The 26,706-nt window shown below is 67.6% G+C and carries 22 protein-coding genes and 1 riboswitch; of the genes, 8 read left to right on the top strand and 14 right to left on the bottom strand.

Annotated elements, in window-relative coordinates:
* The first annotated feature begins 118 nt into the window (after window positions 1-118).
* Window positions 119-1,624 (top strand): cobyric acid synthase, encoded by a 1,506-nt coding sequence (locus QZ588_RS11050; protein ID WP_295542705.1) that lies wholly within the window; start codon window positions 119-121, stop codon window positions 1,622-1,624.
* Window positions 1,625-1,796: 172 nt separating this feature from the next.
* Here QZ588_RS11050 and QZ588_RS11045 read toward each other — a convergent pair whose 3' ends face one another.
* Both QZ588_RS11045 and QZ588_RS11040 read right to left on the bottom strand, forming a co-directional pair.
* Window positions 1,797-2,567 (bottom strand): DedA family protein, encoded by a 771-nt coding sequence (locus QZ588_RS11045; protein ID WP_295542674.1) that lies wholly within the window; start codon window positions 2,565-2,567, stop codon window positions 1,797-1,799.
* 69 nt (window positions 2,568-2,636) lie between these two features.
* The gene (locus QZ588_RS11040; protein ID WP_295542672.1) at window positions 2,637-3,020 is read right to left on the bottom strand and encodes a hypothetical protein; all 384 of its coding nucleotides are present in this window, start codon (window positions 3,018-3,020) and stop codon (window positions 2,637-2,639) included.
* A 346-nt stretch (window positions 3,021-3,366) separates the two neighbouring features.
* Here QZ588_RS11040 and QZ588_RS11035 point away from each other — a divergent pair, with 346 nt between their 5' ends.
* On the top strand, window positions 3,367-3,711 hold the full coding sequence (locus QZ588_RS11035) for a cysteine-rich small domain-containing protein (RefSeq protein WP_295542670.1): 345 nt from the start codon (window positions 3,367-3,369) through the stop codon (window positions 3,709-3,711).
* Window positions 3,712-4,136: 425 nt separating this feature from the next.
* Entirely contained in the window at window positions 4,137-7,904 is a 3,768-nt protein-coding gene (gene metH / locus QZ588_RS11030) for a methionine synthase (RefSeq protein WP_295542668.1), read from the top strand.
* Window positions 7,905-8,057: 153 nt separating this feature from the next.
* On the opposite strand, the gene QZ588_RS11025 is transcribed toward metH, so the two are convergent.
* Entirely contained in the window at window positions 8,058-9,275 is a 1,218-nt protein-coding gene (locus tag QZ588_RS11025; RefSeq protein WP_295542651.1) for an Sfum_1244 family protein, read from the bottom strand.
* A gap of 75 nt (window positions 9,276-9,350) precedes the next feature.
* Between QZ588_RS11025 and QZ588_RS11020 the strand changes: the two genes are divergently transcribed.
* Window positions 9,351-9,905, top strand: coding sequence for a hypothetical protein (locus QZ588_RS11020; protein WP_295542648.1), 555 nt, complete (start codon window positions 9,351-9,353; stop codon window positions 9,903-9,905).
* On the opposite strand, the gene QZ588_RS11015 is transcribed toward QZ588_RS11020, so the two are convergent.
* From QZ588_RS11015 to QZ588_RS11005, 3 genes are all read right to left on the bottom strand, one after another.
* Window positions 9,886-10,860 (bottom strand): DMT family transporter, encoded by a 975-nt coding sequence (locus QZ588_RS11015; protein WP_295542646.1) that lies wholly within the window; start codon window positions 10,858-10,860, stop codon window positions 9,886-9,888. The genes QZ588_RS11020 and QZ588_RS11015 overlap by 20 nt on opposite strands.
* 79 nt (window positions 10,861-10,939) lie before the next feature.
* Complete coding sequence (locus QZ588_RS11010) at window positions 10,940-11,353, bottom strand: DUF4149 domain-containing protein (RefSeq protein WP_295542644.1); 414 nt, start codon at window positions 11,351-11,353, stop codon at window positions 10,940-10,942.
* A 122-nt stretch (window positions 11,354-11,475) separates the two neighbouring features.
* Window positions 11,476-12,261, bottom strand: a complete 786-nt coding sequence (locus QZ588_RS11005; RefSeq protein ID WP_295542641.1) for a DNA-formamidopyrimidine glycosylase family protein — start codon at window positions 12,259-12,261, stop codon at window positions 11,476-11,478.
* Between the two features lie 1,029 nt (window positions 12,262-13,290).
* Between QZ588_RS11005 and QZ588_RS11000 the strand changes: the two genes are divergently transcribed.
* On the top strand, window positions 13,291-13,635 hold the full coding sequence (locus QZ588_RS11000; protein ID WP_295542638.1) for an HPF/RaiA family ribosome-associated protein: 345 nt from the start codon (window positions 13,291-13,293) through the stop codon (window positions 13,633-13,635).
* A gap of 184 nt (window positions 13,636-13,819) precedes the next feature.
* Here the strand turns inward: QZ588_RS11000 and QZ588_RS10995 are convergent, their stop codons facing one another.
* A complete protein-coding gene (locus tag QZ588_RS10995) occupies window positions 13,820-14,521 on the bottom strand; it encodes an SDR family oxidoreductase (protein ID WP_295542636.1) in 702 nt (233 codons plus the stop codon).
* Window positions 14,522-14,815: 294 nt separating this feature from the next.
* Here QZ588_RS10995 and QZ588_RS10990 point away from each other — a divergent pair, with 294 nt between their 5' ends.
* The gene (locus QZ588_RS10990; RefSeq protein ID WP_295542634.1) at window positions 14,816-15,751 is read left to right on the top strand and encodes an NAD(P)H-binding protein; all 936 of its coding nucleotides are present in this window, start codon (window positions 14,816-14,818) and stop codon (window positions 15,749-15,751) included.
* Between the two features lie 128 nt (window positions 15,752-15,879).
* On the opposite strand, the gene QZ588_RS10985 is transcribed toward QZ588_RS10990, so the two are convergent.
* From QZ588_RS10985 to QZ588_RS10955, 7 genes are all read right to left on the bottom strand, one after another.
* Window positions 15,880-16,362: a rhodanese-like domain-containing protein gene (locus QZ588_RS10985; protein ID WP_295542632.1), complete on the bottom strand. Its 483-nt coding sequence runs from the start codon at window positions 16,360-16,362 to the stop codon at window positions 15,880-15,882.
* 87 nt (window positions 16,363-16,449) lie between these two features.
* Window positions 16,450-17,097, bottom strand: coding sequence for a response regulator (locus QZ588_RS10980; protein WP_295542631.1), 648 nt, complete (start codon window positions 17,095-17,097; stop codon window positions 16,450-16,452).
* On the bottom strand, window positions 17,097-18,698 hold the full coding sequence (locus QZ588_RS10975) for an ATP-binding protein (protein ID WP_295542629.1): 1,602 nt from the start codon (window positions 18,696-18,698) through the stop codon (window positions 17,097-17,099). The genes QZ588_RS10980 and QZ588_RS10975 overlap by 1 nt, the downstream gene beginning before the upstream one ends.
* Window positions 18,699-18,869: 171 nt before the next feature.
* Window positions 18,870-19,058 carry a hypothetical protein gene (locus QZ588_RS10970; RefSeq protein ID WP_295542627.1) on the bottom strand — a complete coding sequence of 63 codons (189 nt, stop codon included), beginning with the start codon at window positions 19,056-19,058 and terminating at the stop codon, window positions 18,870-18,872.
* Between the two features lie 201 nt (window positions 19,059-19,259).
* The gene (locus QZ588_RS10965) at window positions 19,260-20,633 is read right to left on the bottom strand and encodes a D-alanine--D-alanine ligase (RefSeq protein ID WP_295542625.1); all 1,374 of its coding nucleotides are present in this window, start codon (window positions 20,631-20,633) and stop codon (window positions 19,260-19,262) included.
* Window positions 20,634-20,776: 143 nt separating this feature from the next.
* On the bottom strand, window positions 20,777-22,936 hold the full coding sequence (locus QZ588_RS10960; protein ID WP_295542623.1) for a malate synthase G: 2,160 nt from the start codon (window positions 22,934-22,936) through the stop codon (window positions 20,777-20,779).
* Window positions 22,937-23,234: 298 nt separating this feature from the next.
* Window positions 23,235-23,831, bottom strand: a complete 597-nt coding sequence (locus QZ588_RS10955) for a hypothetical protein (protein ID WP_295542621.1) — start codon at window positions 23,829-23,831, stop codon at window positions 23,235-23,237.
* A gap of 352 nt (window positions 23,832-24,183) precedes the next feature.
* Window positions 24,184-24,279: riboswitch (TPP riboswitch) on the top strand.
* A gap of 89 nt (window positions 24,280-24,368) precedes the next feature.
* Between QZ588_RS10955 and thiC the strand changes: the two genes are divergently transcribed.
* Both thiC and QZ588_RS10945 read left to right on the top strand, forming a co-directional pair.
* The gene (gene thiC, locus QZ588_RS10950; protein ID WP_295542619.1) at window positions 24,369-26,261 is read left to right on the top strand and encodes a phosphomethylpyrimidine synthase ThiC; all 1,893 of its coding nucleotides are present in this window, start codon (window positions 24,369-24,371) and stop codon (window positions 26,259-26,261) included.
* 178 nt (window positions 26,262-26,439) lie between these two features.
* Window positions 26,440-26,706 (top strand): hypothetical protein (locus QZ588_RS10945; RefSeq protein WP_295542709.1); only part of this gene is annotated, 267 nt, incomplete at its 3' end.

Genomic DNA, 26,706 nt, shown 5'->3' with positions numbered 1-26,706 from the left:
AACGCGATCCGACACCATGCCCGATACCCCGCCCAGCATCCCACCCAGTATCCCATCCAGCATCGACCTGAAGCTCCCGCCCCTTGGCCATCATGGCCCGCGGCGTGCCCGCACGCTCATGATTCAGGGCACTGCTTCCGACGTGGGCAAGAGCCTGCTGGTGGCGGGGCTCTGCCGGGCCTACGCCCGCCGGGGACTGGTGGTACGCCCCTTCAAGGCACAGAACATGAGCAACAATGCGGCGGTGACCGAGGACACGGACGCGCCGCCCGGCGCCGACGGCGAGGCGCCCCGCGGTGAAATCGGACGTGCTCAGGCACTTCAGGCGCGGGCCTGCGGTGCGCCGCCGTCCATTCACATGAATCCGGTGCTGCTCAAGCCGCAGACCAACGTGGGCTCCCAGGTGGTGCTGCGCGGCCGGGCGCTCGGCAACTGCCCGGCGCGGGTCTACCACCAGATGCGCCAGGGCATGATGCCCGCCATCCTCGACAGTTTCGAGCGCCTCTGCGCCGAGGCCGACCTGGTGCTGGTGGAGGGCGCCGGCAGCGGCGCAGAGATCTATCTGCGCAACAGCGACATCACCAACATGTATTTCGCTGAGCGCGCCGACGTGCCGGTGGTCTTCGTCGGCGATCTCGACAAGGGCGGCACCATGTCACATCTGGTGGGCACCTGGCTGCTGCTGAGCCAGGCCGACCGCGAGCGCGTGGTCGGCTACATGGTGAACAAGTTCCGCGGCGACTTCTCCCTGTTCGAGCCCGCCTGCGCGACCATCACCGATCATACCGGCTGGCCCTTCCTCGGCGTGGTGCGCTGGTTCGAGGGCGCCTCCAGGCTCCCCGCCGAGGACTCGCTGGCCTTGGAGCGCCCGGCGGAGGACAGCTGGTCCAGCACCGGCACCCTCAACATCGCCGTGCCGCGCCTGTCCCGCGTCGCCAACTTCGACGACATGGACCCACTCGCCGCCGAGCCAGCGGTGAATCTGCGCTGGCTGCTGCCGGGGCAGGCCCTGCCGGCGGACACGGATGTCGTCATCCTGCCCGGCTCCAAGGCCACGCGGGCGGACCTGGATATCCTGCGCAAAGAGGGCTGGGACATCGACATCCTCGCCCATGTGCGCCGCGGCGGACGGGTCGTGGGACTGTGCGCCGGCTTCCAGATGCTCGGGCGCGTGGTCCGCGACCCGCAGGGCATCGAGGGTGCACCCGGCGACACGCCAGGCCTCGGGCTCCTGGACATCGAAACCGAGATCGGCGGCGACAAGCGCCTCATCGAGCTGGCGGCCACGGACGGCATCAGCGGCTGCCCGGTGGCGGGCTACGAGATGCACATGGGCCGCACCACCGGCGCCGGCCTGGAGCAGCCCTGGCTGGTGCTCCGGGGCGCCGACGGTACCGGGACCACCAGGCCCGAGGGCGCCACCAGCCACCACGGCCGCGTCATGGGGGGCTACCTGCACGGCATCTTCGCGGACGATGCGTTTCGTGCCCACTGGCTCGAGCAGATGGGTGCCAGGGCCGCGCGGCTCGACTTCGAGGCCCGCATCGAGCAGGCGCTGAACGACCTGGCGGATCACATCGAGGCCAATCTCGATCTGGATGCGCTGCTGACGCTGGCGCGCTAGTGAGTGCGTCCGTGCCGGCGGCGCACGGCATCGTGTCACGCCCGCCCGGGCACTCGACGCGGCCCATCGCCATGACCCGCACGGCATCGCCGGATGCGGCGACGGCGAGCCCGACCTGCGCGCGAAACCGCCGGCACCGCCCGCGGCCAGTGTCTGCGCCCAGTGCCGGCGCCTAGCGTCCCACCGTAGCCGCCGGTGGTCGCGGCGTCTGCCGCCTACCCCGGAACAGGTAGATCAGGAGCGCGATCACGGCGCCGACGGCAGCGCCCGCGACCCATGGGTTGAGCTGCCGCAGCAGAGCGTGGATGTCGCGCAGGTGCTCGGACAGGTAAAAGGTGCCCAGGCCCCAGAGACCGACCCACAGCACCGCCCCCATCACGTTGAACAGTGTGAACCGCCACCAGGGCATGGCCAGGGTGCCGGCGAGGATGCCGTTGAGCTGCCGCGGGCCGTCGAAGAACCGGGCCATCAGGATGAAGCCACCGCCGTAGCGGTCGAACAGGCCCGCCAGCTCAGCCTCGCGCGCCGCGTTGATGCCGAGCCTGCGCAACAGCGGCCGGCCACTGAGCCGGCCGATCAGATAACCCAGGCTGTTGCCGAGCACCGCCGCCAGCACCGCGACCAGCAGCAGCAGCAACAGCCGCAGGTGACCCTTCGCCGCCTCCAGCGCGCCGGCCATCAGTAACGACTGGCCGGGGGCCGGAACACCGAATCCCTCCAGGAACACGGCGCCGGCCACTCCGGCGTAGCCGTATCGCTCCACCATGGGCTGCACCCTGTGCACAGCCGCTTCCAGGTCGTGGCTCGTGCGTGCGGCCGTGGCCTCGAGGGCGTGCGCCACGCCGTGCGGCGGCGCCGGCTCGGCCGCCGCGGATAGCCCGGGCAGCGCCATCAGAACCGTTGCGAACAGGACTTGGAACCAGCGGCGTGGACGGGCGCTCATGGGGATGCTCTCGCGGTGACGGGCCAACGGACAGGGGCATCGGGGAACGGTGGTCGCGGGCGGGCGCCATCAGCGCGCGGGCGAGGCGCTGCGCGCCGGCCTGCGCCCGCCGAAGCAGCGCGAGACAGCGTTCGCGGGTAATGACGACGACGCCCGGAGTTGCTCGGGCATACGCGACCTGCGCCGGCCGGCGAGGTCATGGCTCAGGCATTGGTGGGTTTCGTGGGCAACGCTGATCTCGGTGGCGATCCACCAGCCGCCCGGGCTCGCAGGTCGACGCAGGGTTTGCAGCTCGCCGAGGACGTTGCCCCGCGTCATCGCATGCTCACCGCGCGCCATGGGCCGGCGCACGATCTCGCCGTCGATGAGCGCCACCCGCTCCTCGGGGTGGGCGAGCAGGTCCGAGACGGTTGCGAGCTTGATGGTTTCCATTGGACTTGGCTTGCTGAGCATGGTCCTCCCCGCCGATCACCGGTGGATCGCACCCGGGAGGCGGTGACGTGATCAGCACTAGCCTAGCGCAGGCGGCGTCGGGACGCGATGGCGGCCTCGCAGGTGAGCCGCTGTCGCTGCGCTCACGCGGGCCGGATCGCACGGCAGCCCGGTCCGGGCATGGGCGGGGAGACGCGCACGCTTGTGCTGTGCGATGCCAGCCCGGAGTGGGCCGGCGGGACGCCAGCGGACCCGGGCTACCCTTGGGGCGAGAGACTGCGCCCTTACCTGCTAGAGCCTCTAGCGCAACAGACCCAGACCACGGCCTCCAGCCTTCGGCCCCCGGCCCCTGGACCTTCTCTCCGCCATGCAACCCAAAGACACGACGACCAACGAGGCCTTCAAGGGCTTCACCAACCACGAATGTCCGTTCCTGCCCTGTCACCCAGGCGTCAAGCGGGAATTCAACTGTCTTTTTTGTTATTGTCCCCTCATCGCGTATGAGTGTCCGGGCCCTTACCAGGTCTTCACCGACGCCAATGGCGTGCGCCGCAAGGACTGCTCGGCCTGCACCCTGCCCCACGATGGCTACCAAGCCTCCTGGGCCTTCATCCAAAAATGGCTCGCAAAGCCTGTGATCTGGGACGGTCACGCGCAGAGCCCGCGCTACCTGCCCAAGGAACGGCCCCCGCGCGACGACGACGGGGATTGATCAAAGCCGCGGACAACGGACCCGCACCGCCCCGCGCGGCCATCGGCACCGCCGACGTCGCACCGCCCCGGTGGCCAGCGCCCGCAAGGCGCATCGGCGCTGCACCGGTGCCACGTGTCTCGATCCGGCTGATCGAACGCCGCGATCGATAAGGGGGCAAACGCGCTACCCGGCAGACCGCCGGGGGCGGCGTGTCGATCGGCAGCAGCCACCGCCCGTGCCGTGCGCACGTGGCACCGCGTCACGCGCAGATCCAAGCTCAGCATCACCATCGGAGCCAGCATTTGCGCCACAATCTGCACCGGTAACGCCGGCACCGCGCGCCCACTCGCATCGCCCACGCAATAAACGCGTGCAGCCAAAATCACCTTCGAACGGCAGCCCGGGCCCCAGTGCCCCGCGCCCAGCAACACGGCAGTAACGCTATGACAGACCGCACCGCCCTGCTCCACGAACGACTCGCGAACCAAATCCTGATCCTCGACGGCGCCATGGGCACCATGATCCAGCGCCGGCAACTGGAAGAGGCCGACTACCGCGGCGAGCGCTTCAAGGACTGGCCGTCGGATCTCAAGGGCAACAATGACCTGCTGGTGCTGACCCGACCGGACCTGATCGCCGACATCCACGGCGAATACCTCGCCGCCGGCGCAGACATCATCGAGACCAACACCTTCAACGGCACCCGCATCGCCATGGCCGACTACGGCATGGAGGAGCTGGTCTACGAGATCAACCTGGCCGCCGCGAAGCTCGCCCGGGAGGCCGCCGACGGCTACAGCACGCCGGACAAGCCCCGCTTCGTCGCCGGTGTGCTCGGTCCCACCAACCGGACTGCATCCATCTCGCCGGACGTCAACGATCCGGGCTTTCGAAACACAGACTTCGACACTCTGGTGACGGCCTACGCCGAAGCCACCCGCGCTCTCATCGAGGGCGGCTCGGACATCATCCTGGTGGAGACGGTCTTCGACACCCTGAACGCCAAGGCGGCGCTGTTCGCGGTGTGGCAGGTGTTCGATCAGGACGGCGTCGAGCTGCCCATCATGATCTCCGGCACCATCACCGACCAGTCCGGGCGCACACTCACGGGCCAGACCACCGAAGCCTTCTACAACAGCCTGCGCCACGCGCAGCCCTTGAGCATCGGCCTCAACTGCGCCCTGGGGCCCCATGAGCTGCGCCCGTACGTCGAAGAGCTGAACCGCATCGCCGAGTGCCGGGTATCCACGCACCCCAACGCCGGCCTGCCCAATGAGCTGGGCGGCTACGACCTGGGGCCCGAGGAAATGGCCAAGGAAGTCGCCGACTGGGCCCGCGAGGGCTGGCTCAACATCATCGGCGGCTGCTGCGGCACCGGCCCCGAGCACATCGAGGCCATCGCCCAGGCCGTCGCCGGCATGGCCCCGCGCCAACCGCTCGTGTTGGAGCCCGCCTGCCGCCTGTCGGGGCTGGAGCCCTGCAACATCACCAAGGACAGCTTCTTCGTCAACGTCGGCGAGCGCACCAACGTCACGGGCTCCGCGCGCTTCAAGCGCCTCATCAAAGAGGGCGACTACGACACGGCCCTGTCCGTGGCCGTGGAGCAGGTGGAAAACGGCGCCCAGGTCATCGACGTGAACATGGATGAGGGCCTGCTCGATGCCGTCGAGGCCATGCGGCGGTTTCTGAATCTCGCCGCCGCAGAGCCGGATATCTCCCGGGTGCCGGTGATGATCGACTCCTCCAAGTGGGAGGTCATCGAGACCGGGCTCAAGTGCGCCCAGGGCAAGTCCATCGTCAACTCCATCTCGCTGAAGGAGGGCGAAGAGAAGTTCATCGAGCAGGCCCATCTGTGCCGGCGCTACGGCGCGGCGGTGGTGGTCATGGCCTTCGACGAGGTGGGCCAGGCCGACACCCACGCGCGCAAGGTCGAGATCTGCACCCGGGCCTACAAGATCCTCACCGAGCAGGTGGGCTTCCCGGCCGAGGACGTCATCTTCGACCCCAACATCTTCGCGGTGGCCACGGGCATCGAAGAGCATAACAACTATGCCATGGACTTCATCGAGGCCACACGCAGCATCAAACAGACGCTGCCGAATGCGCTCATCTCCGGTGGCGTCTCCAACGTGTCTTTCTCGTTTCGCGGCAACAACCCGGTGCGCGAGGCAATCCACGCCGTGTTTCTGTACCACGCCATCAAGGCCGGTATGGATATGGGGATCGTCAACGCGGGTCAGCTCGCCATCTACGACGACCTGGACGAGGAACTGCGCGAGGCCGTCGAGGACGTCATCCAAAACCGCCGCGACGACGCCACCGAGCGCCTGCTGGACATCGCGCCCAAATACAAGGGCGACGGCAGCAGCGCGGACAAGGCTGAGGACCAGGAGTGGCGCAGCTGGCCGGTGGAAAAGCGCCTGGAGCACTCGCTGGTCAAGGGCATCACCGACTTCATCGAAGAGGACACCGAGGCGGCCCGGCAGAACGCCGACAAACCGCTGGAGGTCATCGAGGGACCGCTGATGGACGGCATGAACGTGGTCGGCGACCTCTTCGGCGAGGGCAAAATGTTCCTGCCGCAGGTGGTGAAATCCGCCCGCGTCATGAAGAAGGCCGTGGCCTACCTGTTCCCCTATCTGGAAGCCGAAAAGGAGGCATCCGGCCAGGCGGGCTCCAGCAACGGCAAGTTCCTGATCGCCACGGTCAAGGGCGACGTCCACGACATCGGCAAGAACATCGTCGCCGTGGTGCTGCAGTGTAACGGCTACGAGGTGGTGGATCTGGGCGTCATGGTGCCGGCGGAGACCATCCTGCAGCGCGCCCGCGAAGAGCAGGTCGACATGATCGGCCTCTCGGGGCTCATTACGCCGTCCCTGGACGAGATGGTGCACGTGGCCAAAGAAATGGAACGCCAGGGCATGGACATGCCGCTGCTCATCGGCGGTGCGACCACGTCCAAGCTGCACACCGCGGTGAAGATCGCGCCACAGCGCAAGGCGCCGACCGTCTACGTCGTGGATGCCTCCCGTGCCGTCGGCGTGGTGAGCAACCTGCTGAGCAAGACCCACCGCGACGGCTACGTGACAGAAATCGCCGCCGAGTATGAGCGCATGCGCGTCGAGCGCGAGGGCCGGGGCACGACGCGGAAGTTCATGGCCCTCAACGACGCCCGCGCCAATCGGGTGGCCATCGACTGGTCCGCCTACACCCCGCAGCGCCCGGCCATCCTCGGCGACGACATGGCATTGCCCGACGGCCTGGCGCTGGATATCAAGCTCGAGCGTGTCGGCGACGGCGTCATCGCCACCATCGATGACTATCCCCTCGAAGACCTGAAACACTTCATCGATTGGTCGCCGTTCTTCAATGCCTGGGAGCTCGCCGGTAAATACCCGGCCATCCTGGATGATGAGATCGTCGGCGAGGAGGCGCGCAAGCTGTTCGCCGATGCCCTGCCCTTCCTGGAGACGATGGTAAAAGAGCGGTGGGTCAAGGCCAGCTGTGTCTGCGGCTTCTTTCCGGCCAATCGCATCGGCGACGACGACATCGCCATCTACTCCGACGAGACCCGCAGCGAGAAGGCCTTCGATCTGCATATGCTGCGCCAGCAGATGTTCCGGGCGGCGGGCAAGGGCCAGCCGAACATCTCCCTCGCCGACTACGTCGCGCCCGCCGATAGCGGTAAGCGTGACTGGATCGGTGCCTTTGCGGTCACCGCCGGCATCGGCATCGACGCGCACGTGGCGCGCTTCGAGGCGGACCACGACGACTACAGCAGTATCATGCTGAAGGCACTGGCGGATCGCCTCGCCGAAGCCTTCGCCGAGCGCCTGCACCAACTGGTGCGCACCAACCTCTGGCGCTATGTGCCAAACGAGCAGTTGGACAACGACGCGCTCATCGCCGAGCAATACACGGGCATCCGTCCGGCGCCCGGCTATCCCGCCTGCCCGGACCACACCGAAAAGGCGACGCTCTGGGAGATCCTCAAGCCCGATGAGCGCATCGGGCTCACGCTCACCGAGAGCTTCGCGATGATGCCGACGGCGGCGGTCTCCGGCTGGTACTTCTCCCACCCCGACGCGCGCTATTTCGGCATCGGCCGCATCCAGAAGGACCAGGTGGAGGATTATGCCGCACGCAAGGACATGACGGTGGAGCAGGCCGAGCGCTGGCTGTCGCCGGTGCTGGGCTATGATCCGGACTGATTGGAACGCCGATCCATGCGCACGCGCTGTCCGGGGCGGGATGCCCGGACGGAGCGTGTCGGCGCGGGTGCAGTGGACGCAGCCCGATGGCGCGCCAGCCTGCGCGACGCCGCCGCCGGCGCCAGAGGCCGTCCGCCGGCGCAGGTGCCCGTTCTAAAGCGCGCGGCCCTCCGCGAGCGCCCGCAGGCCGTCGACCAGGCTATCGGCCTCGCCATCGCTCGCCTGGTGCCGCGCCACCATCTCGCGCCCGAGCGCCAGCCAATGCTCGCGGCCCTGCGCGGCCACGGCAGCCAAGGTCTCGGTGTCGCCGCCCGTGCGCCAGGCGTCGTAGGCGCCCGTCAGCGCCGGGAACAGGTGCTTGCGCATGTTGTTGAGGTTGCCGACGTAGAAGTGCAGCGCCGGCGCGTCTGCCTGCTCGGCGAGCTTGGGCAGGGTGACCAGCGTGTCGGCGAGGTGGTCACGCACGGCACGCGCCATAAGCTCCGCCGCGGTACCGGCGACGTCGGCGACCATGGCGTTCCAGGCGACGTCGTCCAGCAGCCGGCCGGCCTCGTGCTCACCCTGCTCGTGCAATAGCGCATTGTCGATCTCGCGGTCCGTCATGGCGTCCAGCGAGCCCTCCAGGTCGGCGTCGAAGTCGTAGCAGGCGAAGGCGCGGCCGAGGGCATTGTCCGGACGGTTCCAGCGCCAGCTCTCGAGCTTCTCCCAGAGCATGCGGCGCATCGACTCCCGGCGCAGGAAGATGGTGTTGCCCCGCGTCATGGCGGGCGGTGCGGTGAGATCGCGGGCGTACTCGCCGGCGGCGACGTAGACGGTATAACCGCCGCGGCTCAACCGCTGCTCCAGCCGGCCGAGGAAGAAATGCGGCTTGGCATGATTGCCGAGGCCGCTGCTATAGACCAAGCCTTCGCCGGCGAGGTGCGCATTGATGGCGTCGGCATCGAAGGGGTCATAGTCGCAACCCTGGATGCTGAGGGGGCGCAGATCCGCATCCTCGAGTCCCTCCCACAGCTGCTCACGCGCCGCCAGCCAGTTGCCGACGGCATCCTTGCCGAGCGGCGCGCCGTAGGGCAGCTTGTGCTCCCAGCGGTAGTATTCGCGCATCTTCATCAGATACACGCACAGGGAGTAGTCCCCGCCGTGCCGGGCGTCGGAGACATGGCAGTTGTACTGGACCGTATCGGTGAGGGCTTCGAGCTGGCTCGACTGCATCACGACGACCTCGATGGCTTTCGGCGGCGAGTGCCGAACGAACGGCGACGGGACACGAAGCCCCGTCAGCCGCAAATCCTGAGAAAAATAGTCGGGTAAAACGCCCGGCAGTTCAAGCCCCGTCGCGGCGACGACTGCGCGCGTGCGGATCAGCGGCATGGACGGCGATGCTTTGTGCCCCCGCTGCCCGCCCCCACCTGCCCGACAACACGACGAGCAGGAGACACACACCACATGGCGCTTCGCATCAAGAGCCACTGGCAGAACGAAGACATCGAGCGTTCCTTGAGCGAGGTCGGCGGCGCCCTCGCCTTCATCGCCTTTCGCATCGCCACCGACAAGGCCATTACGCTGCACTGCGAGCGCTTCGTCTACCGCGACGACGCCCAGCGCATGCGCGTCATCCAGGAGTACGTCATCTTCCTGATCCAGATCGCCGACCGACTCGCCCATGGCATGCTCGACGACGAGCGGCGCCGCGAGCTCATCACCGCGGTGGCCAGAAAGGCCGTCGAGCATGTGCAGGACAACAGTCAGGACCTCATGGGGCCGGAGGACTATGGGACGCCCTTCATCCGCCGGCTCAACGAGCGCTCGAGCGAGTACGCCGAGCTCCAGATGGACGACGAAGGGCCCTCGTACAGCTTCCTGCGCCACCTCGGCTTCGAGATCCAGCAGCTCATGGGCGAGCAGGAGGAGAACCGCTGGGTCATCGACCAGGTCATGGACAAAGACGGCTGGGATGCCTACAAGCGCTTCGCCAAAGCGTTCAGAGACCTGTTCGAGTAGTGCGCAGTGCGGCGCCGCCATCCGCCGGCGCCCGCCGCGGCGGCCTGCGGGACCACAGAATGCCCGCGAGGATCAGCAGCAAGCCCAACAGGTGGCCAAGCGTGGGCTCCTCGCCCAAGAAGACCACGCCCACCGCCACGGCCCAGAGCGGAATCAGATAGTTCAGCTGCGACGTGAACGACGGCCCGGCGCTGCGAATGAGGCGGAAATAAACGACCATGGCCGTGGCCGTCGAGAAGAGACCCAGGAAGAGAATCGCCCCCAGCACGGCCACGGTCACCTCCCCGGTGGGCATGCCGACACTGCCACCGAGCCAGCCATTCAAGCCCATGGGCACCGAGAATATCGACGCGAGCCCGATGGTGGCCGCGGCGGTGGACAGGGCATCGCTCGGCGGGCGCAGTCGCGCCAAGATCGCCGAGATGCCGTAGCAAAGCGCGCCGGCGAGCACCGCCAACATGGGCAACAGCGGCCCCTGTTCGCCGCCGACGGCGAGCAGGGCTTCCGGGCCGATCAGCACCACCACGCCGACGAACCCCATGAAGAAGCCGACCACCCGATGCCCCGTGAGCCGCTCGCCGGGCACGAACAGGTGCGCCAGCCCGAGGGTGGCCAGCGGCATGACCGCCATCAGAATACCCGCCAGGCCACTCTCGATGGCCTGCTGCCCCCAGGTGATGAGCGAGAACGGCAGCAGGTTGCCCACCACGGCGATGAGTCCAAAGAAGAGCCAGAGCCGACCGCCGCGCGGCACACCGCGTCCGAGCAGCCAGGCCAGTGCGACCAACACCAGGGCGCCGATACCGAGCCTCGCCATCACCACCCAGGCCACGGGCAGCGCCGTCACCGCAACCTTGGTGAACAGGAACGAGGTGCCCCACATGGCCGTCAGCGCCAGCAGGCTGAGCCATTCACTCAGAGCATGGCGATGCGGTGCACAGGTGTCCCCGCTCATCGCCGCGACGCGCCTGTGCCCGGCGCCCATCGCACACCGCAGCAGACGGTGTCAGCGCGAACGGATACGGCGGTACCGCTCACACCAGCACCAGCGCCAGGGCCGCTGCCAACAGCAGCCACTGGGCAGCGTTGATCACCACACTGTAGCGATGCAGGCGATTGAAGCGCACCTGCGCGCCGGCATCGCGGGCGGCGTTGATGCGCGGCATCAGCACCTGCCGCGCAAACCAAAAGCCCACCGCCACCACTGCCACCAGCGCCGCACCCGGCCACTCCCCGGCGAGCAGCAAGGCCAGGGCTGCCGCCACCGAAACGGCGCCGATACTCAGGTAGTACCACGGGAACACCTGCCGGATGAAACCGCTGGCGGTCTCGAAGGGCAGCTTCGTGAACACCAGTGGCGCCATCACCGCCGAAAAGAAGGTCATGCCGCCGAAGGCGAGCGCCAGTGCGAAGCCGGCGATCACATGGGATGCGAGGAACAGGTTCATGATTCAGCTCCAAAGGCTGGCCGTTGGCTGACGCCGGGGGATGAGCGTCGGGCGACATGCAGGCCACTGTGATGGGGGTACGCCCAGCGCCTGAGAGGTCTTGGATGGCCGCAGCGCTCGACTCAGACCTGACAGCGCTCACACCAGTAGGTCGAGCGCGGGCGCATGCCCAGCGGGTCGCGACGCACCGCCGCCCCGCAGCGCCGGCAGGGCAGATCGGCCCGGCCGTAGACCCAGAGCCTGCCGCGCCCGTCAGCGCTGAAGCGCGTGGTCCGCGGCCCGCCGCCGAGATTCTCAGCCAGCAGTGTCGCCGCGCGCCGATAGAGTGCCAGCAGGGCATCCGCCGTGAGGTCCTGCACGCGGCGCAAGGGTGCCCGGCGCTCCAGGAACAGCACCTCCGATTTGTACACGTTACCGACGCCAGCGGCGACGCGCTGATCCAGCAGCAGATCCACCAGTGGCGTGCGCGGCTCACAGAAGGTCCCGATTCGCCGCAGCAGTTCCTCGTCGCCGACGCCATCGCGGATCAAGTCAGCACCGAGACGCGCCCCCTGATCGGTGCGACGAAAACCATGCGAACGCAGCCACTGCACCTCCTTGGCGTTGAAGCACACGAAGTCGCGGCGGCCGCCGCCGATGACGATGGAGGCCTGTCGGCGCGGCTTGTGCCAGGCGGCGCCCGCGGGATAGGCGTGCCAGGCACCATACATGCCGAGATGGCTGCGCAGCGCCATGCCGTCGACGAAATGAACGAAAAGGTGCTTGCCTTCACTGACCACCCGCCGGACCACACGCGCCCCCATCGACGGCCCGAACGCCGGGTGCACCCGCACCATCTCCACACGTTGTCCACGCAGGGCGTCGTCCAAGTAGGCGGCGACCTTGTGGATGGTATCTCCCTCGGGCATCTTCGACTGCGGGCTCCCATCCAGGCTCAAGATCGCGTTGTGCGCATGGGTGGGCACCATGCGCGGCGGGAGCTGTCCCCGCAGCCCGGTCTCCCGCTACGACGGATGTGTTACTCCGCCCGGCGGTGTCCCCTTACGAAAAAACCCCGCCCGAGGGCGGGGGAACACGACAAGGAGTCAGAGAGCTTCAACGAAGCTCGCGGAATTGGAGCGTCCCGCGGGTGGAAAGTTCGCCGCCCCGAGGGCGCGAAAACTGCGAATTTGTTGTGGCAATGCCGCCGCCGGGATCGAGCCGACCGTCGTCGAAAATACGACAGCTATAGCGACGCGATAGCAAAGGTGTGCTATCGTTCGAAGAAAGTTCGGGTCGTCACGCCGCCCGGCGTCCGCCAGCTCGCCGCCCGAACCACTTCGACGCGCCACACCCGCCACCGTCGGCAATCCCACAAGGGCGGCCGCGGCGGATTCGCACCGAAAAGCAGGTGGCCAACGCGCCCCGGCAGCCCGGACGCCAGACTGGCCGCCAGCCGAGGTGGCAGTCGCCGGGCTGGCAGTCGCCGGAAGGGTACGGGGTAGCATCCCCTCAACGCACAGGCCGCGCCGCTGCCCGCCTGCGACTGTCGTGCTCGACGGCCATGGTGGCTGACATCGCTGCGGATCTGACGCGCGTCGGAAGCGACTTCATCGCATTGAGTCCAAGGCCCCCGGGCAGTCCTAGTTGGAGCCGATCGCCGTTGCAGATACCCCACCACAGGTCGCGGAGCTCGCGACCGAGTCTGCTGCATCGATGCAGACCCGAATACCCAGGGCCGAGGCGCACAGGCGAGGGCCGAACCGCTCGCAGCCGGGGCGCCCACACCGTCAGCAGCCACACGCAGGCGCTGCCCGTCGGCGGCATTTCGCCGCAACCGCCGGGCCTGACCAGGCACGGACACGACGCAACATCCATTGACTGCAACACGGGCCATTTGGCCCGTCAGCCCCGTCCCGGCGTCCGGGACCGCTCGAAATATCACAACGAGGTAGTGAATGAGCGTACGCATCACGGGAGATACGCTTGCCCTGGATCGCAAGCTTAACCGCCGGATCAACCGCCTTGCGGCCGATCTCGGCCAATCGGCACCGGATCAGCCGCTCGACCTGCAAGCCCGCATCGCCGAGGAGTTCGACCAGCTCAGAGGCCACCGGGTGCGCTGCGAGCTGGTGGCCACCCTGCCCGGCAAACGTCAGATCATCGTGCGTGAGGCACAAAAAAAGGCCGAAGACGCGATCGACGCGGCCTTCGGTGGGCTAAGAACCAAGCTTCGCCGATTACGCATCCGCAGTCTCAGCAAAGCCGGGGCGGCAGACGATCTGCGAGCCACCGGAACCTGATGCCGGCGGCGGTCGGCACGCGCCCTCGGGCGGCGTTCTCCGGCCCGGCCGCGGGTGCGTATGCCGGGACAGTCCGGGCGTCGCGCCGTCAGCCGGTGCCCGTGCCGCAAGCGCGGTTTACGCTGGCAGCCGACCGGGACAGATCATGCTGCCCGCTCCGTGCCAAGCCGTCTTTAACCGTTGCTCAGAATAGCCGGCACGAAGACAAGCCGCCGTCCAGGGTGATGATCTGACCGGTGACAGACGGCGCGTCGGCGAGCAGCCAGGCGCCCGTTCGTGCGACGTCGTCGGCGTCGTTGATCCGCTTGAGCGGATGACGCTCCGCCGCCGCCCGACGCTTGTCGTCAGACCCCAGCAGCCGCTGCGCCAGCGGCGTGTCGGTCAGCGTCGGCGCTATGGCGTTGACGCGGATCTTCGGCGCCAGCTCCGCCGCCAGCGAGCGCGTCAGCCCCTCCACGGCGCCCTTGGCTGCGGCTACCGCCGCGTGGAAGGGCATGCCGGTCTGCACCGCGACGGTGCTGAACAGCAGCACGGAGGCCATCTCGCTTTGCTTGAGCGCCGGCAGCACAGCCTGCAGCGTGCGTACGGCCCCCAGAAGATTCAGTTCCCACTCCTCGTTGAAATCCTGCTCCTTCAGACGTGGGAAAGGCTTGAGCCGGATCCCGCCGGGACAGTAGGCGACGCCGTCGAGGCGCTCCGCCAGCGCGGCGGACGGCAGGGGCTCGTGCTGCAGATCCCAGCGCACGCCAGTGGCGCCGGGCAGCTCGGGAGCGCGCTCAGGCTCGCGGGACAGGTGCGTGACCCTGTGACCTGCACCCACAAGCCGTTGTAGCAAGGCGGCGCCGATGCCAGCGCTGGCGCCGACGATGAGGAAATGCTTGGACATCAACTCGGTGCTCTCTATATGCTTGGGTAGTGCGAGCACATGAAGCCGGACAAAGCATAAACAAGCACCAATCCAGCCCATCGAAAACCTCTTCGCAATCGAGACAGTGACGCTACGCACCACCGCAGCCCTGAACACTCCCGGAGCAACAATCCGCCCGTAAGGGCTGGAATTCGTCTCCGGGTGCCGCACATCGCGGGCGAGAGCGACGCCGAGTCACGGCCACCACCGCCGGCGCAGCCCTGCGCCGGCGGCGCACAAGTCCACACCCCCCTGCGACCCAACGGAGCCCACATGAAAATCGGCATCATCGGCGGCACTGGTTTCGTCGGCAGCTACCTCCTCGACGCGCTCACCGTTTACGGCCATCGCATGCGGGTGCTGGTCCGACCCGGCAACGAGCATAAGCTGCCGGCCCGTGCAGACCTGGAGGCGGTGCCCGGCGACATCAGCGACGAAACCGCGGTGCGCGCTTGTTTCGAAGGCTGTGACGTGGCCATCTATCTCATCGGTATCCTGCGCGAGCAGCCGAGCCGCGGTATCACCTTCGACGCAATGCAGCGCCGCGGCGCCGAGCGCGCCATCGCCATGGCCGAAGCGCAGGGGGTCAAACGCTTCCTGCTCATGAGCGCCAACGGCATCGACGCCGCGGCAACGCCCTATCAGACCACCAAGCTCGCCGCCGAGGAGGCACTCAAGGCGTCGACACTGGACTGGACCATCTTCCGGCCTTCGGTGATCTTTGGACCGCCGCGCGGGCGCATGGAGTTCTGCACCCAGCTGAAACGCGAGCTCATCGACAGCCCCGCGCCGGCACCGCTGTTCTACGAAGGCTGGCTGCCCACCAACGCCGGCGCCTTCGAGCTCGGGCCGGTCCACGTCGAGGACGTGGCGGCGGCCTTCGCCAAAGCGCTGGAGGTGCCCGAGAGCATCGGCGAAACCCTGGAACTGTGCGGACCAGACGCCTGGAGCTGGAAGCAGATCCTCTCGGGCATCGCCGCCGCAGTGGGCAAAAAGAAGCTCATGCTGCCGGCCCCGGTGATGTTCATCGGTCCGGTGGCCGCGGTGATGGGCCGGTTCGACTGGTTCCCGGTGACGCGCGATCAGCTCACCATGCTACTCGGCGGCAACACCTGCATCGCAGACGGTTTCGCGCCCCTGGGGATTGTGCCCAGGCCGTTCGATCCGGACAGCCTGGCATACCTGGCGGCGCCGTCGACTGAGGCCTGAAACGCCGCCGAGTTCCCCGGGCCTTAGGCGACGCCCGGGCAGTCACGTGGCGCCGGACCGACGACACCGGCTCCGAGGGGTGGCAGGATAGCCGATGCGCTGCAGGCAGCCACGGCTCCGGCGGGTTTTCAGGAAGTGGCGTCGGCCTCCCGCGGGCGCATCTGCTCGGGACGGAGCTTGGGCGTGAAATAGACGTCGGCGTCGTCGAGGTCCACGTCGCGGCCGGCGCCGTCCACCAGCGGCTGCTCGTAGTCCTTCCAGCCGCGCAGCCCGGTCTTCAGCGACGCGACTTTCCGATAGCCCAGCACCTGCATGGCATTGGTCGCCAGCACACTGCGATAGCCCGAGCGGCAGACGACGACGATCTCGCGGTCGCGGGCACGCACCAGCGCCGGTACGGTTTCTTCATAGTCCCATTCGCAGGCGGACTCCAGGATACCGCGCGGGACATTGATGGACCCGTCGATGTGCATGGCAGCGAACTCGTCCGGCTCGCGTACGTCCACAACCAGCAGATCCGGATTCTCGGCCAGGCGTTCCTCCAGATCCCAGGGCATGATCTCGCGCACGTCTGTCAGACAGTTGCGGATGAGCTCCAGAAAGTTTTTCACGACGTTCTCCCGATGCTGTGTTTGGCTCGCGGGCGTTATAACCAAGCAACCCCGTCGGTTGCAGCCAAGATTGTCAAAGCGCCGGCATCAGTCTCGGGCGCAGAGGCCCTGCTCCACCGCCATCACCGCTGCTTCCACCCGCGAGCGCACCGCGAGCTTGCGTAAAATGGCCTTCACGTGCAGCTTCACCGTGCCATCGGAAATGCCGAGCTCGCGGGCGATGGCCTTGTTGCTCTGCCCCGCCGCCAGATGGCACAGGATCTCTTGCTCGCGCGGCGTCAGCTCCGAAAATGCCGGCGGCGCTGGCACCTCCGGCGCCGGCTCAGGGCGCAGCGCCCGGGCCAGAATGCCCGTCAGCTCCGGTGCGACGACGGTCTCGCCGGCGACGATGTCGGTCAGCGCCGCAACCAGCTCATCGGGCTCCATGTCCTTGAGCAGATAGCCGTTGGCGCCCGCCTGTAAGGAGGCGATGAGGTCTGCCTCCTCGGTGCTGGTGGTGAGCATGGCAACGCGCCGATCCAGCCCCTCGGCGCGGATCTGCTTCAGGATCTCGAGGCCGCCCGGACCCGGCATGCGCAGGTCCAGCAGCACCACGTCGGGCGCACAGTCGCGGGTGAGCCGCAAGCCCACGTCGCAATCGCCCACGGCATCCACCACTTCGATGCCACGGCGCTCCAGGAGCTCCAGGAGGCCGACCCGAAACAGGGCATGATCGTCGATGAGCAGCACGCGCATCAGGCGGCCTGCTCCGTGGTCACCCCCCGCCCCGCCGCGCGCCCGGCCGTGAAGGCCACCTCCACCCGGGTGCCTTCCCCCGGCTCGCTCTCGATCTCCAGCCGCGCGCCGATGCGCCGGGCGCGCTCCTCGAGAATGGACAGGCCGATGTGCTCACCGGGCCGGCCCGCCGCCTCGCGCCGGGCGCTGAAGCCAACACCGTCGTCCTCGATGAGCAGCACATGGTCGCCGTTGGGCTCACGGGTCAGCAGGACACGCACGGTCTGGGCCCCGGCATGCTTGCGGACGTTGGTCAGGGTTTCCTGGACGATGCGCACCAGCTGCATCTCCTCCGTCGGGGTGACCTCAAAAGGTCGACAGTTCAGCTGCAGCACGGCGTGGATGCCGGTCTGCTGGCCGAAACGCCGGATGAGGTCCTCCAAGGTGGGAATCAATCCGCGCCGGTCCATGGGGGCACGGAAGCTCGAGAGCAGCTCGCGCAGCTCCGCATGCGCCTCGTCGATGCCATTTCTGATACGCGTCAGGTCGGCCCGCGCCTCGGTGGCAACCTCGGCGTCGTGCAGGGCATCGCCGAGCATACGCACCTGCAGCCGCAGGCTCGCCAGCGTTTGCGCCAGAGAATCGTGGAGCTCATGCGCCAGGGAAGCCCGCTCCTCGACGATGGACAGACGCCGGGCCTCGACGTCGGAGCGGTGCTTGGCCACCGCGACGCCGATGTGCTGGCCGATGGTGCTCAGCAGCTCCAGGATATCCTCCCGTTCCCTGAGCCCCGGGCGGTCGACGAAGATGCTATAGGCGCCAAGCAGCTCGGCGTGGTGCTTCAACGGTACCGTGACGATCTCCAAGGCATCGCTTGCGAACATGCGCCGGCCATAGACCCGGGAACAATAACGAAAATCGTTATCGCAGACGATCTCTCCGGGACCGAGCACGGTGCCGCAGAGACACAGCTCCACCGGCTGCATGTCCTGCTGGCGCACCAGGTCGTCGTCGAGTCCGATGGAGCCCACCAGGCGCATCTCGCCGTCCGCCGCCACCACCCGGACGGTGGCGGCGCGGCCGTTGACCATTTCCTTGAGCACCCGCAGGAAGTGCAGCAGCAGATCCTCCAGGGTATCGGCCCGGGTGATCTCGGCGGCGACATCGTAGAGAATCTTGAGCGAGGCGGTCTTCTGCGCCAGGCGCTGGGTCTGGCGGGCGACGCGGCTGTCCATGTCTTCGTAGAGATCGGTCAGCTCGGCATTCAGGCTGCCGATGCCGCGGGCCATGGTCTCGAGCACGCCGACGTTCGCGAGCGCACGGCTGGCACCGGGCTCGCCCTGACAGACGCGGGAGACGGAGTCTTCCAGGTTCACCAACGGCTGCAATAGCTGGGTCCGGAGCCGGTGCGCCGTCAGCGCCGCCGCGGCGAAGCCCATGATAAGGAATCCCAGGCAGACATACTTGGGCCAGGCCTGCTCCGGTATCGCCGTGTTCACCAGCAGCAGTACCAGGGCTGCCACCAGCGTCACGGCAACCCCGAGCAGGGGCCCCAAAAGACGCGCCGCGCGCAGGATCTCGACGATGCGCTGGCGGCGGCTTCCGGGTTGGAGCCGGGGCATGAGCGGAGGCTCGACGGTCATGACAGGGCTGCTGCGGCACGGGATCGGCGATCCTCGATGACGTTCGACTATAGCAGACCCCGCACCCACCGGCGCCCGCCCGGCACCGAGCGGCCATCAAGGCCCATGCCGCTGCGCCAGCGGCGACAGACACCAAGCCGCGGCGGCCGTCTAGCGTCCCCGATCCTCGTTGCGATTCACCACGTAGCCGATGCCGGCGCCGACACCAGCCCCAATGGGGCCCGCGACAACACCGCCGATGGCGGCGCCGGACACCATGCGTTGCTCGGCGCTGTTCATATTCGCGCAGCCGCCGAGCAGCAGCGCGAGCAACACCCCGAGGCATGGACCAATGTTCATGTGTTGTCTCCTCTTGATCACCGGCGTCAGCCAATGTCCCGCGCAAGCTGCAGCGGGCTGGATGACGGCTGGCGGGGTCTCGATAGCGGCGATACGGCAGGGGCGCCGTCGTGAAGCCCATGGGAATGGCGTCACCGCATCCCACGCCAGGCGCCCACCAACCGGCGAGCACTGAAAACTCGGATGCGACGGGTCTATCCGCTAACCCGTGATCGAAATGGCCCGGGGATTATCGTCAACCTCGACTGACGACACGGCCGGTGTGACGCAACTGCCGGGGGCTGTCTGTTCTGCAACGGGCGCGAGTGTCAGCGGCAACCGCGCCAGGCATCGTCGGTATCGCGTCTCGAGCTCCGCCTCAGAATCCGCACCGATGTATAGCGTCGCCAACTGGTAGCTGTAGCTGTCCTGGTCGCGCAGCGACGATAGCCTGTCGCCCGCCGCCACCTCGATCTGGACGCGCGTGCCGGGCATGGCCTGCTCAACCGCAGCGATCTCAGCCGCCGTCGGCACGCGCAACACACGCGCATCCTCGAAGTGGCGCAGCATGAACTTGGCCGCCAGCTTATACGCACCGCGGCCCTGCCGGAGCCTGGGCTCGCGCGCGAGTCCCAAGTCCAGCATCACCTGGTGGTGATACTGCCCGTCCACCAACCGAAACAGCGGCGCGTGGGATTTGGACAGACGGCTATTGATTTCCAGCAGCGCGAGACGGTCCGTCTCGGGATCCCAGAAATGCTCGATATTGAAGGGCGCCATGTCATAGCCGATGTGACGCATGACCCGCCGCGTCACCGCCGTCATGCGCGCCTGCACCGACGCCGGTAACTGCGACGGGTACTGATAGCGATCGAACGACGAGCCCGCCGGGCCGCTGCGCCGGGAGTCCACCGTGCCGTAGACGTGCACTTCACCACCGTAGACATAGCCCTCCTGGGTGACCTGGTGCCCCCGGGAGATGATGGCCTCGGCGATGCAGTGCCAACCATCCACCGCGGCGACCTCGGGCGGCAGGTCGGCGTAGTCCAGGATCAGATTGAAGGGCTCGGCATAGCGGCCGATCCTGGCCCGGATGATGGACAGGGCCTCGCGCAGGTCCGCGTCGCACGCAATGCGAAAGCCCAGGTGCGAGAGCACCGACTTCACGGGTTTCAGCCAGAAGGGAAAATCCAGGGGGCAGTTGGCCAGCGGATCATCGGCGAAGGGGTCGACGGCACAGAAGGCCGGCACCTGCGCCGGCACCACCTCCGCCTGCTTGAGGCGGCTCCAGTATTTGTGCTCGCATTGCAGCACCGACTCCAGGCTGGGTCCGGGCAAGCCCACCGCGGCCCGCAGCATGGGCAGCACAGTGCTGACGGGAAAATCCCAGTAACCGATCACCGCATCGACGCGATCGGGGAAAGCCTGCAGTCTCCGGCGGCCCTCGCGCAAGAGCCGCGCCACCGGGAAGACATCCTGCTGCTTCAGCTCGGCGTGAGTGAAGAGCGGGTGGAAGCAGATCTCGTCGGTCCCCGGCAGGGTGCGCAGTTGCCGCAGATGGACGTCATCGAGCCCGACCACAAAGATGTGTCGCATGCAAGCCCCTCGCGTCGCCTGAAGTCATGACTTGACCTTACAAGGCGACGGCGGCACCCGCGCTGCACGGACGATCGGCAGACCGAAAGCACCGACGGGTGTGGCCAGTGCGCCGATGCGCGGCGATGCCGTGCCTGGCCGTCTCAGCCCTGCGCCTTGCGCTCGCGGCGACGGCGGTGCAGCGCGGGCTCGGTGTAACCGTTGGGCTCGGTGCGGCCGTTGAAGATCAGATCACAGGCGGCCTGGAAGGCGATGCCGTCGAAGCCCGGGGCCATGGGCCGGTACATCGGATCACCCTGGTTCTGGCGGTCGACCACCGCGGCCATGCGTCTGAGCGCGGCCATGATGCTCTCCCTGTCCACCACGCCGTGGTGCAGCCAGTTGGCGAGCAGCTGGCTGGCGATACGCAGGGTGGCGCGGTCCTCCATCAGACCGGTGTCGGTGATATCCGGTACCTTGGAGCAGCCGATGCCCTGGTCGATCCAGCGCACCACATAGCCCAGGATGCCCTGACAGTTGTTGTCCAGTTCCTGCTGTATGTCGTCGGCGCTCCACGCGGCGGGATCTGCGAGGGGAATCCTGAGCAGTGTCTCCAGATCCGCGCGCCGGCCGCCGGCGGCGAGCGCCGCCTGGCGGGCGGCGACGTCGACCGCGTGGTAGTGCAACGCGTGCAGGGTCGCGCCCGTCGGTGACGGTACCCAGGCACAGTTCGCACCGGCCTGGGGATGGCCGATCTTGGTGTCCAGCATGGCGCGCATCTCATCCGGCATGGTCCACATGCCCTTGCCGATCTGCGCATGGCCACGCAGACCGCAGGCAAGCCCGACATCGACGTTCCAATCCTCATAGGCCAGGAGCCAGGGGGCGGCCTTCATGGCGCCTTTACGCAGCATGGGCCCGGCGTCCATGCTGGTGTGGATTTCGTCCCCGGTGCGGTCCAGAAAGCCCGTGTTGATGAAAATGACCCGCTCGGCGGCCCGGCGGATGCATGCCTTCAGGTTCACGGTGGTGCGCCGCTCCTCGTCCATGATGCCGATCTTGAGCGTGTTGCGCTCAAGGCCCAGCGCCTCCTCGACCCGTGCGAACAGATCCACGGCGAATTGCACCTCGTCTGGCCCATGCATCTTGGGCTTGACGATATAGATGCTGCCGGCGCGGCTGTTGCGCAGGGCCCCCAGTCCCTTGAGATCGTGCAGGGCCGCGAGCGCCGTTACCATCGCATCCAGGAAGCCCTCTGGAATCTCCGCACCGTCCGCCGTCAGGACGGCGTCGGTGGTCATCAGATGGCCCACGTTGCGCACCAGCATCAGCGAGCGGCCGGGCAGCACCAGCTCGCCACCGTCGGGGGTGGTGTAGACGCGATCCGGGCTCAGGCGGCGCTCCGTCATCTCGCCGCCCTTGCTGAAGCGCGCGCTGAGGTCACCGCGCATCAGCCCGAGCCAGTTGCGGTAGACGCCGACCTTGTCCTCGGCGTCCACGGCGGCCACGGAGTCTTCGCAGTCCTGGATGGCGGTCACCGCGGACTCCAGCACCACATCCCTGACCCCCGCGGGGCTCTTGGCGCCGATGGGATGCTCACGGTCGATGACCAGTTCCACGTGCAGGCCGTGATGGGTGAGCAGCACCACCGTCGGTGCCTGCGCTGACCCCTGGTAGCCCGCGAACTGCATCGGCTCCGCCAGCCCTGTCTCGCCGGCGACGAGCTGGCCGTTCTCCACCCGGTAGCCGGGCACTGTGCCGTGGGAGGCGCCGTCGGTAAGCGGGAAGTGGCGGTCGAGAAACTCCACCGCGGCGGCCACCACCCGCTCGCCGCGCACCGGGTTGAAGTCACTGCGCCGCTCAGCGCCACCGTCCTCGGCGATGGCATCGGTGCCGTAGAGGGCGTCGTACAGGCTGCCCCAGCGGGCGTTGGCGGCGTTCAGGGCGTAGCGGGCATTGTTGACGGGTACCACCAGCTGCGGACCGGCGAGGGTGGCGATTTCAGGGTCGAGATTCGCCGTGGTCACCTGAAAATCCGGCCCTTCCGGCTCCAGGTAGCCGATCTCCTGCAGGAACGTCTTGTACGCCGCAGCATCCAGGGGCTGCCCGCGGCGCGCCCGATGCCACGCATCGATCTGCGCCTGCAGCGCGTCGCGGCGCTCGAGCAGGCGCCGATTGCGCGGCGCCAGATCGGCAACGATGGTGGCCAGGGAGGCCCAGAAGGCATCGGGCTCGATGCCGGTCCCCGGGGCCATCTCGTCGCGAATCAGGGCGTGCAGCGGCGCAGCGACCTGCAGGCCACCGACGGTGATGCGCTCAGTCATGGTGATATTGCTCCAGCCAGCGGTGACTCGGCGGACAGATTCGCCGAGCATTCCGCTAGGATTCGCCAGAACCAGGGCCAGACGCAATATCGATGAGATAAATTATATCAAGCCAAGCCATAAGACTGGGCAATACTTGTGCCGTCGTCTCCGCGGCGCGCGTCAGTGACCGGACGCGGCGCACGCGCACCGGGTGTCCTCTCCGGGCAGCAAGCACAGCGGCGTCGGGCGGTACCCCGGGTTGTAGCGCCCCCGAGCGATGCCAGCTCCCGGGAGCGCCATCCGGTGGCGGCCGCCTTCAGCCCGCAGGCTGGTTTTGGGCTTCGTCCTCAGATTCGTCCTCAGACAGGCGCTTTTGCAGCGCGTCGATCTCGGTGCGCACCTCAGCCGAGACTTGGTCGCGCAACGCCTTCAGCTTGTCGAGCACGCCCTGGGCCGAATCGAGGTCGTTCTCGCGCAGATAATCCCGCACCTCGGTGATCATGGAATCGGCCTGCGCCTGGGCGCTTTGGGTCAGCGCCGCGGTCTGCTCCGACGCCGCCTCGGCAGCCGCCGCAGCCGCGGCACTCGCCTGGGCGCTGGCTTCCCTCAGGCTCGCCGATGCCTCGTCCGCTTTGACCTGGACCTGTTCCATGGCGCTGCCGGCGGCATTGCGGGCGGCGGCGCCGGCCTGCTCGCCGGCCTCTTGCAGCCTCGCCATGGCGGCGGCGGCTTCAGCTTTCGCCCGCTCGAGCTGATCCTCCGGGATAGCGACGGGTTCGGCGCCCTGCTGCTCCCCGCTCTGCGCGGTTTCCTCGATCTGCTCGGTCTGTTCTCCCTGATCACAGCCACCCAGGGTCAACGTCAGCGCCAGCATGGAGGGCGCGGCCAGCATCATCAGTGGCGTGATTCTCATGAGGTATCCTCCGGTGAACGGTGTCTTCGTCCGCGATATGGCGCGCGGCTGGCGCTCTGGGGCAGGGAGTGCGACAGCGTGCCTCCTCCGGCATGGGTGTCGGTCACGCAATCACTCTCGCCGCCCCGCCGGGACCGGCCGCGCTGCACCCATGAGTCAGGCTAACCTAGTTCGACGCGGCACACACGACCGCCCGGAGCCGAGTCGATGCCGTTGGCACCAGACAGCCGGCCCTCTGCTCGCAACAGTCGCCGAAAGTTCGCCCCAGTCCGTCGCGACGTGGGCGCGAGCCCGCAGCGGGCGCCTGCGAGCCATGGTTGCAATCCCTGCACCCTTTGGCTAGCGTGAAGCTTAGTCCTGCTGGGGGTGCCCGCCGTAGGCGGGCTGAGACAGTCCCTTAGAACCTGATCCGGTTGATACCGGCGGAGGGAAGCGAGGATGCAACGCGGCCGCATCGGCCCGCCCCTGCGCCCTGCTCCCCGCCGCAACCGGTCTGACCTGCCCTGACACGGGCACGACTCGCTGCGAGGAGCCGTCATGAGCGCCATTCCCGAAGCCTTCGTCACCACCACCGCGCGGCTATCCGACGCGGTCACCCGCCCCTTCCCCGCCGCCGCCAAGCGCTACGTGACCGGTTCGCGCCCGGATATCCGGGTACCCATGCGCGAGATCGCACAGACACCCACACACACCGCCGACGGCGACGAGGCGAACCCGCCGATCTTTGTCTACGACACGTCCGGCCCCTACACCGATCCCGCCGTGTCCATCGACCTGCTCAAGGGGCTGCCGGATGTGCGCAGCGCCTGGATCGAGGCGCGCGGCGACACCGAGCCGCTCACGGGTCCCAGCTCCGAGTTCGGCGGTCGTCGCCAGCACGACCCGGCGCTGGCGCATCTGCGCTTCGAGCACCTGCGCACGCCGCGCCGCGCCAAGCCCGGACACAACGTCAGCCAGATGCACTATGCCCGCCGCGGCGAGATCACGCCGGAGATGGAATACGTCGCCATCCGCGAGAACATGCGCCTCGACGAGCTGCGTGCCGACCCGCGCTACGAGAAGCTCCTGCGCCAGCAGCGCGGGCGGTCCTTCGGCGCCAATCTGCCTGACACCATCACGCCCGAGTTCGTCCGCGAGGAAGTGGCCCGCGGCCGCGCCATCATCCCCGCCAACATCAACCATCCGGAGCTGGAGCCGATGATCATCGGCCGCAATTTCCGGGTCAAGATCAACACCAACATCGGCAACTCGGCCACCACGTCCAGCATCGAGGAAGAAGTCGAGAAGATGGTCTGGTCGGCGCGCTGGGGCGGCGACACCCTGATGGACCTCTCCACCGGCAAGAACATCCACGAGACCCGCGAGTGGATCCTGCGCAACGCGCCCATGCCCATTGGCACCGTGCCCATCTACCAGGCACTGGAAAAGGTCGACGGCGAGGCCGAAGCGCTCACCTGGGAGATGTTCCGCGACACCCTCATCGAGCAGGCCGAGCAGGGCGTGGACTACTTCACCATCCACGCGGGCGTGCTGCTGCGCCATATCCCGCTGACCGCGGACCGGGTGACGGGCATCGTCTCCCGCGGCGGCTCCATCATGGCCAAATGGTGCCTGGCCCATCACCAGGAGAATTTTCTCTACACCCACTTCGCCGAGATCTGCGAGATCATGCGGGCCTACGACGTGTCCTTCTCATTGGGCGATGGCCTGCGCCCGGGCTCCATCGCCGACGCCAACGACCGCGCCCAGTTCGCCGAGCTGGAAACCCTGGGCGAGCTCACCCAGTTCGCCTGGGAGCAGGACGTACAGGTGATGATCGAGGGTCCGGGTCATGTGCCGCTGCAGATGATCGAGGAAAACGTCACCAAGGAGCTCAAGGACTGCTTCGAAGCCCCCTTCTACACCCTGGGTCCGCTGATCACGGACATCGCCCCGGCGTACGACCACATCACCTCCGGCATCGGCGCCGCCAACATCGGCTGGTACGGCACGGCCATGCTCTGCTACGTCACGCCCAAGGAGCACCTGGGCCTGCCCAATAAACAAGACGTCCGCGACGGCATCGTCACCTACAAGATCGCCGCCCACGGCGCGGATCTTGCCAAGGGTCTGCCCGGCGCCCAAGTGCGCGATAACGCGCTGTCCAAGGCGCGCTTCGAGTTCCGCTGGGAAGACCAGTTCAACCTGTCCCTGGACCCGGAGCGCGCCCGCGAGTACCACGACCAGACCTTGCCGCATCAGTCGCACAAAGTCGCCCACTTCTGCTCCATGTGCGGCCCGCACTTCTGCTCCATGAAGATCACGCAAGACGTGCGCGACTATGCCCGGGCGCGGCAGCTGCAGGACGCCGGGCAGGCCCTCGAGGTGGGAATGCGGGAGAAGGCGGAGGAGTTCGTGCGCGAGGGGGCGCAGATCTACAAAGAAGTCTGACGCGCACCGGAAACGCCGGCTACGGACCGGTACACCAAGGTCGGCGGCGCCCCCTGGGGTAGAGGATGGCGATTACCAGGAGACGCGCTGATCAAGCTGACGGCGAGCAGGTCGCCGTCGTCGCTTATGCGTGCCAACAGCGCCGCGTCCAGCCAATCGGCGTCTGCCTGGGCCTTCTATGTGCCTGTCATGGGCGGCCCATGAAGAAGCCCAGCCCGGCATCGCGCCCGCGGGTGCATTGTTTGACCTCGCGGAGCTGGCGCTGCAACTGGCCGTGGTCGATCAGGTCGGCCAGCTCGGGTTAGTTGTTTGGTTTCCGCTTGGCGAGCCAGGCTTCGATGATGGCGGGATCAAGCCCCCGGAGCCGGTCCTCCGGATCAAGCCCCCGGAGCCGGTCCTCCGGATCAAGCCCCCGGAGCCGGTCCTCAGGACCGAACCGCTTGAG

It is taken from the genome of uncultured Thiohalocapsa sp. (genome assembly GCF_913062725.1).
In the GTDB taxonomy this organism is placed as follows: Bacteria; Pseudomonadota; Gammaproteobacteria; order Chromatiales; family Chromatiaceae; genus Thiohalocapsa.
Note: the sequence above shows the minus strand (reverse complement) of the source record. Positions and strands in the feature narration are given on the sequence as shown.

Coding starts and splice junctions, on each gene's coding strand:
- QZ588_RS11050 (WP_295542705.1), top strand. CDS start 119: ATGATTCAGGGCACTGCTTCCGACGTGGGCAAGAGCCTGCTGGTGGCG.
- QZ588_RS11045 (WP_295542674.1), bottom strand. CDS start 2,567: ATGAGCGCCCGTCCACGCCGCTGGTTCCAAGTCCTGTTCGCAACGGTT.
- QZ588_RS11040 (WP_295542672.1), bottom strand. CDS start 3,020: ATGCTCAGCAAGCCAAGTCCAATGGAAACCATCAAGCTCGCAACCGTC.
- QZ588_RS11035 (WP_295542670.1), top strand. CDS start 3,367: ATGCAACCCAAAGACACGACGACCAACGAGGCCTTCAAGGGCTTCACC.
- metH (WP_295542668.1), top strand. CDS start 4,137: ATGACAGACCGCACCGCCCTGCTCCACGAACGACTCGCGAACCAAATC.
- QZ588_RS11025 (WP_295542651.1), bottom strand. CDS start 9,275: ATGCCGCTGATCCGCACGCGCGCAGTCGTCGCCGCGACGGGGCTTGAA.
- QZ588_RS11020 (WP_295542648.1), top strand. CDS start 9,351: ATGGCGCTTCGCATCAAGAGCCACTGGCAGAACGAAGACATCGAGCGT.
- QZ588_RS11015 (WP_295542646.1), bottom strand. CDS start 10,860: ATGAGCGGGGACACCTGTGCACCGCATCGCCATGCTCTGAGTGAATGG.
- QZ588_RS11010 (WP_295542644.1), bottom strand. CDS start 11,353: ATGAACCTGTTCCTCGCATCCCATGTGATCGCCGGCTTCGCACTGGCG.
- QZ588_RS11005 (WP_295542641.1), bottom strand. CDS start 12,261: ATGCCCGAGGGAGATACCATCCACAAGGTCGCCGCCTACTTGGACGAC.
- QZ588_RS11000 (WP_295542638.1), top strand. CDS start 13,291: ATGAGCGTACGCATCACGGGAGATACGCTTGCCCTGGATCGCAAGCTT.
- QZ588_RS10995 (WP_295542636.1), bottom strand. CDS start 14,521: ATGTCCAAGCATTTCCTCATCGTCGGCGCCAGCGCTGGCATCGGCGCC.
- QZ588_RS10990 (WP_295542634.1), top strand. CDS start 14,816: ATGAAAATCGGCATCATCGGCGGCACTGGTTTCGTCGGCAGCTACCTC.
- QZ588_RS10980 (WP_295542631.1), bottom strand. CDS start 17,097: ATGCGCGTGCTGCTCATCGACGATCATGCCCTGTTTCGGGTCGGCCTC.
- QZ588_RS10975 (WP_295542629.1), bottom strand. CDS start 18,698: ATGCCCCGGCTCCAACCCGGAAGCCGCCGCCAGCGCATCGTCGAGATC.
- QZ588_RS10970 (WP_295542627.1), bottom strand. CDS start 19,058: ATGAACATTGGTCCATGCCTCGGGGTGTTGCTCGCGCTGCTGCTCGGC.
- QZ588_RS10965 (WP_295542625.1), bottom strand. CDS start 20,633: ATGCGACACATCTTTGTGGTCGGGCTCGATGACGTCCATCTGCGGCAA.
- QZ588_RS10960 (WP_295542623.1), bottom strand. CDS start 22,936: ATGACTGAGCGCATCACCGTCGGTGGCCTGCAGGTCGCTGCGCCGCTG.
- QZ588_RS10955 (WP_295542621.1), bottom strand. CDS start 23,831: ATGAGAATCACGCCACTGATGATGCTGGCCGCGCCCTCCATGCTGGCG.
- thiC (WP_295542619.1), top strand. CDS start 24,369: ATGAGCGCCATTCCCGAAGCCTTCGTCACCACCACCGCGCGGCTATCC.